Source organism: Pilimelia terevasa (assembly GCF_014647915.1).
Taxonomy (GTDB): domain Bacteria; phylum Actinomycetota; class Actinomycetes; order Mycobacteriales; family Micromonosporaceae; genus Pilimelia; species Pilimelia terevasa.
The window spans coordinates 520189-534543 of record NZ_BMQC01000001.1; the positions used below are offsets into that span (position 1 = coordinate 520189).

Here is a 14355-nt window from a genome sequence, read left to right on the forward strand (position 1 = left end):
AATCTCCGTGAAATCCTTGACAATCCGACTGCGTAGGGTAATTTAAGAAGTACGCAGCGTCATTGAGGCCACTGGTCCGTGTCGCGTGCGGGGTACCACTACCGGGGGGATGCACAGGGCGGCCGACTATGTCGACCGCCCTGTGCGCACGCGCGCACCGGCGCCGCCCCGACGCCTGCCCCGCCCTCCCTGCTCGCGCGGTCGGGCCAACTCCCGTGCCGGGTCGCCGGTGAGTGCCGCAGGTCTCCTGGCGCCGCCGCCCGCGCGGCCGGACGGGGGCCGGGGCGCGCCCGGTCGGCGAAGTAGGGTGGGGGGCCGCCTCACCTGATGTCGTACCGACAGGAGATCCGATGACCAGCACGCTGACGCCGCGACCGCGGACCGTGCGCGAGGGTGACCACAAGGTCGCCGATCTGTCGCTCGCCGCGTTCGGCCGCAAGGAGATCCAGCTCGCCGAGCACGAGATGCCCGGCCTGATGGCCGTCCGGCGCGAGTTCGCCGCCGACCAGCCGCTGGCCGGCGCCCGGATCGCCGGCTCGCTGCACATGACCGTGCAGACGGCCGTCCTCATCGAGACCCTGGTGGCGCTCGGCGCCGACGTCCGGTGGGTGAGCTGCAACATCTTCTCGACCCAGGACCACGCCGCCGCCGCCGTGGTCGTCGGCCCCGAGGGCACGCCCGAGGCCCCGGCCGGCGTCCCGGTCTACGCCTGGAAGGGCGAGACGCTGGCCGAGTACTGGTGGTGCACCGAGCAGTTGTTCCGGTTCGCCGACGGCCAGGGCCCGAACATGATCCTCGACGACGGCGGCGACGCCACGCTGCTGGTGCACAAGGGCGCCGAGTTCGAGAAGGCCGGCGCCGTGCCGGCCACCGCGCCGACGGACAGCGAGGAGTACGGCGTCATCCTCGACGTCCTGCGCCGCTCGCTGACCGAGGAGCCGCGGCGCTTCACCGCGATCGCCGCCGGCATCAAGGGCGTGACCGAGGAGACCACCACCGGCGTCCACCGGCTGTACGAGATGCAGCGCGACGGGCACCTGCTGTTTCCGGCGATCAACGTCAACGACTCGGTGACCAAGAGCAAGTTCGACAACAAGTACGGCTGCCGGCACTCGCTCATCGACGGCATCAACCGGGCCACCGACGTGCTCATCGGCGGCAAGGTCGCCGTCGTGGCCGGGTACGGCGACGTCGGCAAGGGCTGCGCCGAGTCGCTGCGCGGCCAGGGCGCGCGGGTGATCGTCACCGAGATCGACCCGATCTGCGCGCTCCAGGCCGCCATGGACGGCTACCAGGTCGCCCGGATGGAGGACGTGGTCGCCACCGCCGACATCTTCATCACCGCCACCGGCAGCTTCAACGTGATCACCGCCGACCACATGGCGGCGATGAAGCACCAGGCGATCGTCGGCAACATCGGACACTTCGACAACGAGATCGACATGGCCGGCCTGTACGCCCGCAGCGACGTCGCCCGGGAGACGGTCAAGCCGCAGGTGGACGAGTTCCGCTTCCCCGACGGCCACACAGTGATCGTGCTGTCCGAGGGCCGGCTGCTGAATCTCGGCAACGCCACCGGGCACCCGAGCTTCGTCATGTCCAATTCGTTCACCAACCAGGTGATCGCGCAGATCGAACTGTTCACCAAGCCCGCGCAGTTCCCGCTCGGCGTGCACGTCCTGCCGAAGCACCTGGACGAGAAGGTCGCCCGGCTGCACCTGGACGCGCTCGGTGTCCGACTGACCGAACTGACCAAGGAGCAGGCGGACTATCTGGGCCTGCCGGTCGAGGGTCCGTATAAGTCGGAGCATTACCGGTACTGAGCATTTCGCGCTGACGGCACCGTCCCCGCCGGGGACGGTGCCGTCAGTCTTTTCGCCGGCCGGTGTGGATGGTTGCGGCGCGGGTAGAGCGTGCCGGGATACCCGCCCGGCGGCGGGAATCCTCTCAGGTTTCCCGTTCGGATCCCCCCTCGAACGGTGGGCGACCGGGCCAGGAGGGCGCGGCGAACAGTGAGGGAGATGGCAATGCGAATGTCTGTCAGGCTCGGTGGGTCCATTGCGGCGGTGCTGATGGCCGGCGCCGCGGTGCTCGCACCGGCCACGTCGGCGAGCGCGGCTCCGCAGCAGACGCAGTTGCAGCAGTCGGTGCGGCTGCGCAACGTGCTCACCGGCAACTGTCTGACTCGGACCGGATCGCCCGTCCCGGGGCTGCCCGTGTTCCAGAGCGGATGCACGTTCTTCTCGCCCCAGCAGCGCTGGGAACTCCAGCCGCGGTTCGGCGGCTTCTACACGGTCCGGTCGGCGACCGGCAACCGCTGCCTGGGCGTCAACTCGCTGTTCAACAACACGCCGGTCCGGTCGGAGATGTGCAACTTCTTCGCGCCCGACCAGCAGTGGTCGTTCACGAACACCTTCACCGGCCAGCAGGTCCGCAACCGGCTGACCAACCGGTGCCTCACGGCCCAGGGCTTCGGTCCGTTCGCGCCGGTGGTGCAGTCCAACTGCAGCTTCGTGTTCCCGCTCGCGCAGCGGTGGCGGCTGGTCTGACAGTGATCGACATACGACGATGGGCCGGCCCGCGATAGGCCGGTACCGGAAAGAGTGGGAGGGATTTGTGCGGCGGGTGGTTCTCTGCCCGCCGCACCCTTTTTGCCTGGCTTGACTGCGCTCCGCGCGCAGGGGTTAAGGTGTGGCTGCCCTTACCGTGGGCGACCTCGTCGACCGCCTACCCACGACCCGCGGCGCCGCCCCACCGGCGGCGCCGCCGCAGCCGGAGCACAGCATGAGTCAGGCATCGTTCGCCACATATCTCATCGGCCTCCGCGAAGGGCTGGAGGCCACGCTCGTCGTCAGCATCCTCGTCGCCTTCCTCGTCAAGTCCGACCGGCGGCGGGTGCTGCCCATGGTCTGGCTCGGCGCCGGTGTGGCGGTGCTGCTGTCGGTGGGCTTCGGCGCGCTGCTCACCTTCACCCAGGCGTCGGTCAGCGGCCGCAACCAGGAGCTGTTCGAGGCGGTCACGTCCGTGGCGGCGGTCTGCTTCGTCACCTGGATGATCTTCTGGATGCGCGGGGCGGCCCGGCGGATGGGCGGCGAGCTGCGCGCCGGGCTGGGGCAGGCGCTGGCGCTGGGGCCGGCCGCGGTGGCCGCGTTCAGCTTCCTGGCCGTGGTCCGCGAGGGCCTGGAGACCGCCCTGCTGTTCTTCACGGCGGCCCGGGGCGCCGCCACCGCGACGCCGCTCGTCGCGATCACCCTCGGCGTCCTCACCGCGATCGGCATGGGCTACCTGCTGTACGCCACCGCGGTGCGGATCAACCTGGGCACCTTCTTCCGCTGGACGGGCGCGCTGCTGGTCCTGGTCGCGGGCGGCATCCTCAAGTACGGCGTACACGACTTCCAGGAGGCCGGCGTCCTGCCGGGCCTGGGCACGCTGGCGTTCGACGTCACCGCGACCGTCGACCCCGGCTCGTGGTACGCCACGCTGCTGACCGGCATGGTCAACCTGACCCCGCGGGCGACCGTCCTGGAGATGGCCGCCTGGGCGGCCTACGTCGTCCCCACCATGATCCTTTTTCTGCGGCCCGCCGGCTCCCGCCCGGCGGCGCCGCCGGCCGACGCCGCGGCGACCGCGCCGGCCCAGGCCTGAACCGCACCACCGGAGGAGAACCATGCGCGCGACCCGAACCCTGGCCCTGCTCGCCGCCGGCGCCCTGCTCCCCGCCGCCGCCGCCGGCTGCGGCGGCGACGACCGGCCGGCGGCATCCGGCGGCGCCATCGCGGTGACCTCGACCGACGGCGGCTGCGAGATCGCCCGGACCGACGCGCCGGCTGGCACCGTGGTCTTCTCCGTCGCCAACAAGGGCGCCAAGGTCACCGAGTTCTACGTCCTGGCCGGCGCGGACAAGGTGGCCGGCGAGGTGGAGAACATCGCCCCCGGCCTCACCCGGGAGCTACGCGTCGAACTGGCCGCGGGCGCCTACCAGACCGCGTGCAAGCCGGGCATGGTCGGCGACGGCATCCGGGGCGCGTTCACGGTGACCGCGGCGGGCGCCGGTCCCGCCGTCGACCCGGAGCTGACCGCGGCCGTGGCGCGCTACCGGGCGTACGTCAAGGGCCAGACCGCCGCGCTGCTCACCCTGACCACCCAGTTCGTCGCCGCGGTCAAGGGCGGCCGGATCACCGAGGCCAAGGCACTGTTCCCGAAGGCCCGCGAGCCCTGGGAGCGGATCGAGCCGGTCGCCGAGATCTTCGGCGACCTCGACCCCAGGATCGACGCGCGCGAGGCGGACCTGGAGCCCGGCCAGGCGTTTACCGGTTTCCACAAGCTGGAGAAGGACCTGTGGGTGACGAAGTCGGTCGCCGGCTCCGGCCCCACCGCCGACCAGCTCATGGCCGACATCAAGGAGATCGCCGCGAAGGCCGAGGCCGAGGCGCTGACGCCGCTCCAGCTCGCCAATGGCGCCAAGGAACTGCTCGACGAGGTGGCCACCGGCAAGATCACCGGCGAGGAGGACTTCTTCTCGCACACCGACCTGTGGGACTTCAAGGCGAACCTGGACGGCAGCAGGGCGGCCGTCGAGGCGCTGCGCCCGGTCCTCGTCGCCCGGGACCCGGCCCTGGTGGCCCAGCTCGACGCGGCGTTCGCCGCGGCCTCGGCCGCGCTGGACCGGCACCGGGCCGGTACCGGCTGGAAGCTGCACAACCAGCTCACCAAGGCCGACCTCAAGCTGCTCTCCGACGCCATCAACTCCCTCGGCGAGCCGGTGAGCCGGGTCGCCGCCGCCGTCAGCCGCTGACGCACTCCCCGAGGAGCGACATGGCCGCGCAGACTCCGCACCAGGGCGACCGGAGCACCGTGCCCGCCGCCGCCGCCGTCAGCCGCCGCCGGGTCCTGGCGGCCACCGGGATCGCCGGTGTCGCCGGTCTGGCTGCCGCGGGCGGCGCCGTCGCCCGCGACGCCTTCGCCCAGGACGCGGCCCCGGCCGCCGACGCGGTCGCCTTCCGCGGCGCGCACCAGGCCGGCATCGTGACGGCCGCCCAGGACCGGCTGCACTTCGCCGCCTTCGACGTGGTGACCCGCGACCGCGACCACCTGGTCGCGCTGCTGCGGCAGTGGACGGCCGCCGCGGCCCGGATGACCGCGGGCCAGGCCGCGGGCGGGTCCGGGGCGGTCGGCGGGCCCGCGCAGGCGCCGCCGGAGGACACGGGGGAGGCGCTTGACCTGCCGCCGGCCCAGCTCACCCTCACGGTGGGGTTCGGCGCCTCGCTGTTCCGGGACGCGGCCGGCCGGGACCGGTTCGGCATCGCCGCCCACCTGCCCCCCGCCCTCGCGCCGCTCCCGCACTTCCCGGGCGACCAGTTGCGGCCCGAGCTGTCCGGCGGCGACCTGTGCGTCCAGGCGTGCGCCAACGACCCGCAGGTGGCCGTCCACGCGATCCGCAACCTGGCCCGGATCGGGTTCGGGACCGTCTCGCTGCGCTGGTCGCAGCTCGGCTTCGGACGGACGTCGGCGACCACCCGGGCGCAGTCCACGCCGCGGAACCTGATGGGCTTCAAGGACGGCACGGCCAACCTCCGCGCCGAGGACGGCGCGCTGCTGGAGGAGCAGCTCTGGGTCCAGCCCGGCGACGGTCCGCAGTGGCTGGCCGGCGGCACCTACCTGGTCTCGCGGAAGATCAAGATGCTGGTGGAGACCTGGGACCGGACCTCCCTGGCCGAGCAGGAGGCGATCTTCGGCCGGACCAAGGGCTCGGGCGCCCCGCTGACCGGCCGCGACGAGTTCGACCGCCCCGACTTCGCCGCCACCGGCGCCGACGGCCGCCCGGTGATCGCGCCCGAGGCGCACGTCCGGCTCGCCCACCCCGACCAGCACGGGGGCGCCCGGATGCTGCGGCGCGGGTACCACTTCGTGGACGGCTCCGACGGGCTGGGCCGGATGGACGCCGGGCTGTTCTTCCTCGCCTTCCAGCGCGACCCGCGGCGGCAGTTCGTCCCGGTCCAGCGGGCGCTGGCCCGGTCGGACGTCCTCAACGAGTACATCCGGCACGTCGGCAGCGCCGTCTTCGCCTGCCCGCCCGGGGTCCGCGACGCCGGGGACCACTGGGGCCGGACGCTGTTCGGCTGAGCCGCCGGGGCGCCGGGCACCATCGGCGCGGGCCGGGATGGAATATTGGACGCCATGAGAGCGCGCGTTCTGGTCGTCGACGACGACCCCGCCCTGGCCGAGATGCTCGGTATCGTGCTGCGCAGCGAGGGCTTCCAGCCCGCCTTCGTCGCTGACGGCGAACGGGCGCTCGCCGCGTTCCGCGAGGCGCGGCCCGACATCGTCCTGCTCGACCTGATGCTGCCGGGGATGAGCGGCATCGACGTGTGCCGGGCGATCCGCGCCGAGTCGGGCCTGCCGATCGTCATGCTGACCGCCAAGAGCGACACCGTGGACGTGGTCCTGGGCCTGGAGTCCGGCGCCGACGACTATGTGGTGAAGCCCTTCAAGCCCAAGGAGCTGGTCGCCCGGATGCGGGCGCGCCTGCGCCGCGGGGAGGACGTCGCCCCCGAGGTCCTCGTCGTCGGCCCGCCCGGCAACCAGATCACCATCGACGTGCCGGCGCACACGGTCACCCGGGACGACGGCGAGGTGAAACTGACCCCGCTGGAGTTCGACCTGCTGGTGGCGCTCGCCCGCAAGCCCCGGCAGGTGTTCACCCGGGAGGTGCTGCTGGAGCAGGTCTGGGGGTACCGGCACGCCGCCGACACCCGCCTGGTCAACGTGCACGTCCAGCGCCTCCGCGCCAAGATCGAACCGGACCCGGAGCGACCCGAGATCATCTTGACCGTGCGGGGCGTGGGGTACAAGGCCGGCACGGGTTAGCCTGTGGGCACCGTGAGCCCGACCGTCGACCCCGCCGTGCCGGCCGCCGCGTCGCCCGAGCCGGCCGGGTCGCCCGCACCCGTACCGCCCGAGGCGCCACCGGCGCCGGCCGCGCCGCTGCGCCGACCCGCCCGCCGCCGGCCGCCCGCCCGCCGGCTGGTCCGGCTCGGCCTGCGGTACCTGCGCCTGGGCTGGCGGTCGGCCCGGCGCGGCGCGCGCCAGCTCACCGTCGGGGTCCGCACGGTCTGGCGGCGCTCGCTCAGCTTCCGCATGGTCTCGATCACCACGGCCGCGGCGACGGTCCTGGTGGCCTCGTTCGGGTACCTGCTGGCGTGGAGCTCCGGGCGGATCCTCATCGAGGGCACGGCCGCCGACGTCCGCACCCGGATCGCCAGCGGCGTCACGTACGCCGAGGGCCAGCTCTCGGTGCACGGCCACCCGGCCGACCCGCGGCTGCCCGGCACCCTCAGCCAGACCGCGTACTTCCTGGCCGGCAGCCCGAGCCGCCCCAGCCAGCCGGGCGGCCCGATCGTCGCCTTCAAGGCCCGCAACCTGCCCGACCTGCGTCCGACCTCCTCCGAGCAGGCCCTCGACGTCACCCCGCTGATCAGCGCGGAGCTGGAGCGCCAGGTCGCGCAGGAGAGCCGGCTGGCGTACCAGGTGCGCACCGGCACGGTCACCGGCAGGCCGGTCAAGTACCTGGTGTACGGCGCCCCGCTGGTCACCCGCTTCGGCACGATGCAGCTCTACTACATCTGGCCGTTGAGCACCCAGGACGACTTCGCCCGGCAGATCCAGTTCACCGTCCTGGTCACCGGCCTGGCCCTCATCGCCCTGCTCGCCGTCCTGGCCAACCTGGTCACCCGGATGGTGGTGAACCCGGTCCGCGTCGCCGCCCGCACCGCCCAGCGCCTGTCGGCCGGCCTGCTCGACCAGCGGATGAGCGTCCGCGGCGAGGACGACCTGGCCCTGCTGGCCGCGTCGTTCAACCAGATGGCCGGCAACCTGCAGCGGCAGATCGTCCGGCTGGAAGAGATGTCCCGGCTCCAGCGGCGGTTCACCTCCGACGTCTCGCACGAGCTGCGCACGCCGCTGACCACCGTGCGGATGGCCGCCGACCTGATCTTCAGCGAGCGGGACGAGTTCTCGCCCGCGGTCACCCGCAGCGCCGAGCTGCTCCAGGCCGAACTGGACCGGTTCGAGAGCCTGCTGTCGGACCTGCTGGAGATCAGCCGGTTCGACGCGGGCTTCGCGGTGCTCGACCTGGAGCCGACCGACCTCGTGCCGATGCTGCGCCGCGTCGCCGACCAGTTCGCCGGGCTGGCGCGCTCGGCCGGGGCACCGGTCCGGCTCGACGTGCCCGAGTCCGCCGTCATCGCCGACGTCGACCCCCGCCGGATCGAACGGGTGCTGCGTAACCTGGTCGGCAACGCCATCGAGCACGCCGAGGGCGCCCCCGTCGAGGTGACGCTGGCGGCCGGCGACGCCGCGGTGGCCATCGCGGTCCGGGACCGCGGCGTCGGCCTGAAGCCGGGAGAGGAGAAGCTCGTGTTCAGCCGGTTCTGGCGCGCCGACCCCTCCCGCGCCCGGCAGACCGGGGGGACCGGCCTCGGCCTGTCCATCAGCCTGGAGGACGCCCGGCTGCACGGCGGCTGGCTGGAGGCCTGGGGGACCCCCGGCGGCGGCGCCCAGTTCCGGCTCACCCTGCCGCTGCGCGGCGGCGACCGGCTGATCGCCGCGCCGCTGCCGCTGGTCCCCGCCGACGCGGCCGTCACGGAGGGCATCGGCCCGGCGCCGGAGGCGGCGCCGTGAACCGCGCGCGGCCCCGGACCCGCGCCGCCCTGTCCGCCCTGTCCTGCCTCGCCCTGCTGTCCGGCCTCGCCGGCTGCGGGCTGCCCGGGACCAGCGACGTCGTCGTCCAGGAGCGGGTCGGCGACGCGGCCCTGCCGGCCGGCGACGAGGGCACCTGGCCGCTGGCGCAGCGGGCGTCCGTCCGGGACCCGAAGGAGTTCATGCGGACCATGCTGTCCGCGGCCGCGGGCGACCCGGTGGAGGCGGCGAAGCGGGTCCGCTCGTTCGGGGACGCGCCGCTGCGCTCGCGCTGGGAGCCCCCGGCGACGGTGCACGTCGTCGACCTCGACGAGGACATGGCCATCGACCCGCGGCCCGGCGGCTTCGAGGCGACGATCAACGTGACGTTCCTCGGCGAGCTGGCCGACCACGGCGTCGTGCTGCCCCGGCCGCGGCGGGCGGCGACGTACAAGTTCGACATCGCCGAGGGCCCCGACGGCCTGTACCTGACCGCCGCGCCCCCGGTGATCCTGCTGCCCGCGGCCGACCTGCGGCAGTACTTCGAGCAGCGCACGCTGTACTTCTGGTCCGCCGACGGCGCCTACCTGGTGCCCGACGTGCGCTACGTCCCCCGCCGGGACATGCCCCGCAACCAGTGGCCGACCCTGCTGGTGCAGTGGCTGCTGCGCGGCCCGTCGCCGCTGCTGCGGCCGGTCGTCCGGGCGCTGCCCACCGACGCCGACCTCGTCGGCAACGTGCTGTCGCAGGACAGCCGCTGGAGCGTCAACCTGACCCAGGCCCCGGACACCGACGGCCGCCGCCTGGCCACCCAGCTCCGCTGGACCCTCGCCGGCCCGACCGGCCGGGCCGACGCGGTGACGGTCCGGGTGGACCGGGACAGGTTCGGCGACGAGGACAGCCGGTACCTGGTGGCCAACCCCGCGTACCGCGCGGAGCAGGAGCCCGCCCGGCTGTGCCTGCTCGCCGGCCGGGTCCAGCAGATCGGCGGCCCGTCCCCGGGCGCGGTCTCGGTGCCGTACCTGCCGGCCGGCTACCGGGGACTGGTCCGGGCGGCGTACCAGCGGTTCGGCAGCCGGCGGTACGGCGTGCTGGTGCGCGACGCCGGCCGCGGCCGGCTCGCGGTCGACGTGGCCACCGCCGACGCCAACCGGTTCCACCGGATCCTGCCCACGGCGCTGCGCGCGCGGGTGGTCGGCCAGCCCACCTGGGTGCCGACGCGCGAGTTCGGCCTCGTCCCGGTCGACGGCGCGCTGCGGCTGGTGCGGCCCTCGGCCGCCGCCGCGCCCGTCCTGCCCGGCGCGCCGGGCGGGGTGACCGCGGTGGCGGTCGCGCCGGACGGCCGGCGGGTGGTCCTCGTCGCGGGCGGCCAGCTCTACGCCGCCGCCCTCGTCGCCGACGGCACCGCCATCAGCCTGACCGCCCGCACCCCGCTGCCGCTCAGCGAGCTGACCGGCCCCACCGCGGTCGCCTGGACCGCGCAGGGCGCCGTCGCCGTCGCCGGCCGGCAGCCGCGGATCGGCCAGACGCAGGTGTGGTCGGTGAGCGTCGACGGCGCCGTCCAGGAGCCGCTGCAACTGCCCAACCAGGGCCTGGGCACCCAGCCCATCACCCAGCTCTCCGCCGTCGTCGACGACCCGTCCGACACCAGCCCCGCGGACCCGGTCATGTACGAGGCCAACAAGCTCAGCTACGACACCGTCGGCGGTTCGCCGGTGACCGTCGCCGAACTCCTCGACCCCGGCCCCGGCGCCGACCGGCGCGGGTACCCGACCGCGCCGTTCTACCTGGGCTGAGCGCGTGGGCCTGCCGGAGTGGATGCACGACGCCTGGGAGCTGCTGCTGCCCGACGGGTGCGCCGGCTGCGGCGGTCCCGGGCGCCTGCGGTACCAGGCGTGCCCGGCGTGCGTCGCGGCGTGCGCGGCGGCCGTGCCCCGGGCGGCCCGGCCCGCGCCCGCGCCGCCCGGCCTGCCGCCGGTGGTCGCGGTCGACCGGTACGCCGGCGCGCTGCGCGGGCTGCTGCTGGCGTACAAGGAGCGCGGCGCGCACCGGCTCGCCGTACCGCTGGGCGCCCTGCTCGCCGACGCCGTCCGGCACGTCGCCCCGGAGCCGGGGCCGGTGTGCCTGGTGCCGGTGCCGAGCACCGCGCGGGCCGCCCGCGCCCGGTACGGCGACCACCTGGTGCGGGTGGCCCGGCACGCCGTGCGCCGGCTGCGCGCGGCCGGCCGCCCGGCCGTCCTCGCCCGCCCGCTGCGCACCGCCGACCGCCCCGACTCCGCCGGCCTCGGCCTCGCCGAGCGCCGGGCCGTGGCCGCGGCCGCGATCCGGCTCCGCCGACCCCTGCCGGCCGGCGCCGGGCCGGTGGTGCTGGTCGACGACGTGGTCACCACCGGCGCCACCCTGGCCGCCTGCGCGGCGGCGCTGGCCGCCGCCGGCAGCCCGGTGCGGGGCGCGGCGGTCCTGGCGGCCACCGCCCGGCGCGCGGCGGGCGCGCTGCCGCCCGACCCGTTCATCATCCCGCCACCTCGCCGGGGGATACGGGCGGATCAGGAGAGATTTCCCGCGAAACTCATGCGAACTTGGGATGACGATCGTCCTACCGCGGGCTAGCGTCGGAGGTACGGGTTCCGCCCCGGCTCGGTTCCGCACCTGCCGCTACCGCCCCGGCCGCCGCTCGCGAGGGAGGTACGCAGGTTCCCCCGAGCCCGGTCACTAGCGAGCGGGAGGTCACGTGGAGATTGTCGTCAAGGGCCGTAATGTCGAGGTGCCCGAGCACTACCGGGAGCACGTCGCGGAGAAGCTGCACAAGGTCGAACGGTACGACCAGAAGCTCAGCCGCATCGACGTCGAGCTCTACCACGAACGCAACCCCCGGCAGGCGGACAACTGCCAACGCATCGAGATCACGTGCTACACCCGCGGCCCGGTGATCCGCGCCGAGGCCGCCGCGAAGGACTTCTACAGCGCCCTGGACGTGGCGATCGCCAAGGTCGACACCCGGATGCGGCGCTCGGCCGACCGGCGCCGCCTGGAGCGCCGCCACCGGCTGCCCGTCGCCCAGGTCGCCGCGACCGTGGGCGCCCCGCCGCAGGTACCGGCGATGGCGCCGGCCCCGGAGCCGCACGACGACCAGCCGTGGCACCTGGTGCGCGAGAAGGAGCACCCGGCCGATCCCATGACGGTCGACGACGCCCTGTTCCAGATGGAGCTGGTCGGCCACGACTTCTACCTGTTCCTGGACAAGGAGAGCGGCCGCCCGAGCGTCGTGTACCGGCGCCGCGGCTACGACTACGGCGTGATGTCCCTGGCGGCACCCGCCTGAGCGCGTGCCGGGGGGCGGGGCACGCCCCCCGGCACCGCTGCGGGTCAGGTCAGGTAGGTGGGCAGCAGTCCGTACAGGATGTCGTCGGTGCGGCCGCCGCCCGGTCCGGGCAGCCGGTCGGGGGAGCGGCCCTCGCGCCGGAAGCCGACCCGCTCCAGCGTCCGCTGCGAACCGACGTTGTCCGGCGCCGCGCCGGCCACGAGCCGCCGGACCCCGATGTCGAAGGCCCAGCGTGCCAGCAGGACCGTGGCCCGGCCGGCGTACCCGCGCCCGCGCCACCGCGGGAACAGTGAGCAGCCCACCATCGCCTGCCCGGTGAGCGGCTCCTGGTAGTACAGGCCCAGGTCCCCGGCGACCTCGCCCGAGGCGGCGTCGAGGATCACCAGGTCGGCCCGGGTGCCCGCCAGCCAGTGGCCGGCGGCCCGGACGCACCGCCGCGTCACGTCCTCGGCGGTCGGCGGCTCCGGCGGCACGCCGCTGGCCACCACGTCGGGCACCCGGCGCAGGGCGTGCAGGACCGCCGCGTCGCCCTCGGCGAGGGGCCGCAGGCGCACCACGCCGTCCTCCAGCGCGCCGCCGGGCAGGTCGGGCAGCAGGCGCGGCGTCGGCGCGCCGTCGTCAGTGGCCAGCCGCGCCCACGCGACGACGTCGTGCCGCGTGCCGTCCGGGCCGGGCAGGACGCCGCGGCGCTCGCCCTCGCGCCGGTACCCGGCGGCCAGCGCCACCCGCTGGCTGCCCACGTTGGCCCACATGTTGAGCAGCTCCAGCCGGGCGATCCCGTGCGCGAAGGCGAGGTCGGTGAGCGCCCGGGTGGCCGCGGTGGCCACCCCGCGGCCGCGCGCATCGGGCACGGTCCAGTAGCCGACCTCGGCGATGTTGCGGCCGTTGTCGGACACCCGCATCCCGGCGCCGGCCAGCAGCCGGTCGGTGGCCGGGTCGGCGACGGCCCAGCTGTACCCGCCGTGGGCCGCCCGCTCGCGCAGCCCCGTGCGGATCCAGGCGCGGGCCGTCTCCTCGTCGTAGCCGCGCGGCATCAGGGGCATGAACCGCTGGGTGAGCGGGTCGCCGCAGCCGGCGACGATCGCCGGCACGTCGTCCTCGCGGTACCGGCGCAGCCGCACGCCGTACGCCAGCGCCTCGGACGGGTACTCCACAGGTCAGTCCTCTCCGTCGGTGCGCAGCCGGGCTGCCCGCCAGCAGTCCCGGCGCCGCCCCAGGTCGACGAACCGGGACACGCCCTCCTCGCGGAAGCCGGCCCGGGCGGCCACGGCGCGCGAGGCGTCGTTGCCGACGTAGGCGTACCACTCCAGCCGGTCCAGCGCCAGGTGCCGCATCGCCCAGTCGGCGCCCGCGCGCAGGGCCGCCGTCGCGTACCCCCGCCCCCGGGCCGCGGGCGCGACGGCGTACCCGCAGCCCATCTCGTCGGGGTACGCGGACGCGGGCTGCCAGAACTTCAGGTAGCCCAGGCACCGGTCCGCCGCGTCGGCGACGATCATGGTCACCGCCTCGCCCCGCGCCCACCCCTGCGCCGCGTGGGCGAGGGTCCGCTCCGCGCGGACCCGGGGGGACAGCGGCGAGTCCTGGAGCCAGGCCGCGCTCTCGGGGTCGGCGAAGGTGGCCGCGAGCGCGTCCCGGTCCCCGTCCCGGGCGGGCCGCAGCGTGAACGGCGTGCCGTCGCGGGTCCGGGCGGCGAGGGTGGGCTGTGCGCCGCCGAACGTCGCGGCGCGCCGGGCCTCGGCGCTGCCGGGGGCGCCGGGGCGGTCCGGGGCGGGGGCGGCCAGCTCGCCGGGCAGCAGGACGGCGGTCCACATGTCCCGCCGCCGGTCGCCGCCGCGGGCGGCCCGGTCGACGCCGCCGAGCTGGAAGCCCAGCCGCAGCGCGACCAGCCGGGAGGCGTGGTTGCCGACCTCGGCGCGCCAGGTCACCCGCTCCAGGCCCAGGGTGCCGAAGCCCCAGCCGAGCAGCGCGCGGGCGGCCCGCTCGGCCACGCCGCGCCCGCGGGCGGCGGCGACTGTCCAGTATCCGACCTCGGCCTCCCCGGCGGCGCGGTCGAGGGCGACGAAACCGCAGGAGGCGAGCAGGTCGCCGGAGTCGGCGTCGAAGGCGCCCAGCGGTGCGGCGGTGCCCGCGGCGTACTGCGCGGGGCACTGCTCCTCGATCCACTCCCGGGCGTGTTCCCGCCGGTAGGGGCTGGGTACGTCGGTCCAGCGGGGGATCAGGGGGTCCTGGCAGGCGGCGGTCACGGCCGCCACGTCGGTCGATCTCCACGGGCGCAGGACGAGGCCGTCCGCGCTGATCCGTCCCGGCTCCATCCCCCGATCCTGGCGGGAATGGCCGGGCATCTCCACCTGTTTATC

General features: G+C 74.9%; 12 protein-coding genes. 10 read left to right on the forward strand and 2 right to left on the reverse strand.

The window, feature by feature from the left end; all coding sequences use genetic code 11:
• The first annotated feature begins 350 nt into the window (after window positions 1-350).
• From ahcY to hpf, 10 genes are all read left to right on the forward strand, one after another.
• Window positions 351-1823 (forward strand): adenosylhomocysteinase, encoded by a 1473-nt coding sequence (gene ahcY, locus IEY75_RS02510; protein ID WP_189112485.1) that lies wholly within the window; start codon window positions 351-353, stop codon window positions 1821-1823.
• Window positions 1824-2027: 204 nt separating this feature from the next.
• Window positions 2028-2549, forward strand: coding sequence for an RICIN domain-containing protein (locus tag IEY75_RS02515; RefSeq protein ID WP_189112486.1), 522 nt, complete (start codon window positions 2028-2030; stop codon window positions 2547-2549).
• Window positions 2550-2691: 142 nt separating this feature from the next.
• Window positions 2692-3645 carry an iron uptake transporter permease EfeU gene (gene efeU / locus IEY75_RS02520; protein WP_373290185.1) on the forward strand — a complete coding sequence of 318 codons (954 nt, stop codon included), beginning with the start codon at window positions 2692-2694 and terminating at the stop codon, window positions 3643-3645.
• Window positions 3646-3667: 22 nt separating this feature from the next.
• Window positions 3668-4795, forward strand: a complete 1128-nt coding sequence (efeO, locus tag IEY75_RS02525) for an iron uptake system protein EfeO (protein WP_189112487.1) — start codon at window positions 3668-3670, stop codon at window positions 4793-4795.
• A gap of 20 nt (window positions 4796-4815) precedes the next feature.
• Window positions 4816-6123, forward strand: coding sequence for an iron uptake transporter deferrochelatase/peroxidase subunit (efeB, locus tag IEY75_RS02530; RefSeq protein ID WP_189112488.1), 1308 nt, complete (start codon window positions 4816-4818; stop codon window positions 6121-6123).
• A 54-nt stretch (window positions 6124-6177) separates the two neighbouring features.
• Entirely contained in the window at window positions 6178-6867 is a 690-nt protein-coding gene (gene mtrA / locus IEY75_RS02535; RefSeq protein ID WP_189112489.1) for an MtrAB system response regulator MtrA, read from the forward strand.
• A gap of 180 nt (window positions 6868-7047) precedes the next feature.
• Window positions 7048-8679, forward strand: coding sequence for an MtrAB system histidine kinase MtrB (mtrB, locus tag IEY75_RS02540; RefSeq protein ID WP_373290193.1), 1632 nt, complete (start codon window positions 7048-7050; stop codon window positions 8677-8679).
• Window positions 8676-10472: an LpqB family beta-propeller domain-containing protein gene (locus IEY75_RS02545; protein WP_189112490.1), complete on the forward strand. Its 1797-nt coding sequence runs from the start codon at window positions 8676-8678 to the stop codon at window positions 10470-10472. The genes mtrB and IEY75_RS02545 overlap by 4 nt, the downstream gene beginning before the upstream one ends.
• Before the next feature lie 4 nt (window positions 10473-10476).
• Window positions 10477-11286, forward strand: a complete 810-nt coding sequence (locus IEY75_RS02550) for a ComF family protein (RefSeq protein WP_373290186.1) — start codon at window positions 10477-10479, stop codon at window positions 11284-11286.
• A 121-nt stretch (window positions 11287-11407) separates the two neighbouring features.
• Window positions 11408-11998 (forward strand): ribosome hibernation-promoting factor, HPF/YfiA family, encoded by a 591-nt coding sequence (gene hpf, locus IEY75_RS02555; RefSeq protein ID WP_189112491.1) that lies wholly within the window; start codon window positions 11408-11410, stop codon window positions 11996-11998.
• 44 nt (window positions 11999-12042) lie between these two features.
• Here hpf and IEY75_RS02560 read toward each other — a convergent pair whose 3' ends face one another.
• Both IEY75_RS02560 and IEY75_RS02565 read right to left on the reverse strand, forming a co-directional pair.
• Window positions 12043-13152, reverse strand: coding sequence for a GNAT family N-acetyltransferase (locus IEY75_RS02560; protein ID WP_189112492.1), 1110 nt, complete (start codon window positions 13150-13152; stop codon window positions 12043-12045).
• 3 nt (window positions 13153-13155) lie between these two features.
• On the reverse strand, window positions 13156-14310 hold the full coding sequence (locus tag IEY75_RS02565; RefSeq protein WP_189112493.1) for a GNAT family N-acetyltransferase: 1155 nt from the start codon (window positions 14308-14310) through the stop codon (window positions 13156-13158).
• Between the last annotated feature and the right edge of the window lie 45 nt (window positions 14311-14355).

Bases quoted from the DNA above. Each gene is read 5' to 3' on its own strand.
- mtrA (WP_189112489.1), top strand. From the start codon at position 6,178: ATGAGAGCGCGCGTTCTGGTCGTCGACGACGACCCCGCCCTGGCCGAG.
- ahcY (WP_189112485.1), top strand. From the start codon at position 351: ATGACCAGCACGCTGACGCCGCGACCGCGGACCGTGCGCGAGGGTGAC.
- efeO (WP_189112487.1), top strand. From the start codon at position 3,668: ATGCGCGCGACCCGAACCCTGGCCCTGCTCGCCGCCGGCGCCCTGCTC.
- IEY75_RS02515 (WP_189112486.1), top strand. From the start codon at position 2,028: ATGCGAATGTCTGTCAGGCTCGGTGGGTCCATTGCGGCGGTGCTGATG.
- efeB (WP_189112488.1), top strand. From the start codon at position 4,816: ATGGCCGCGCAGACTCCGCACCAGGGCGACCGGAGCACCGTGCCCGCC.
- IEY75_RS02565 (WP_189112493.1), bottom strand. From the start codon at position 14,310: ATGGAGCCGGGACGGATCAGCGCGGACGGCCTCGTCCTGCGCCCGTGG.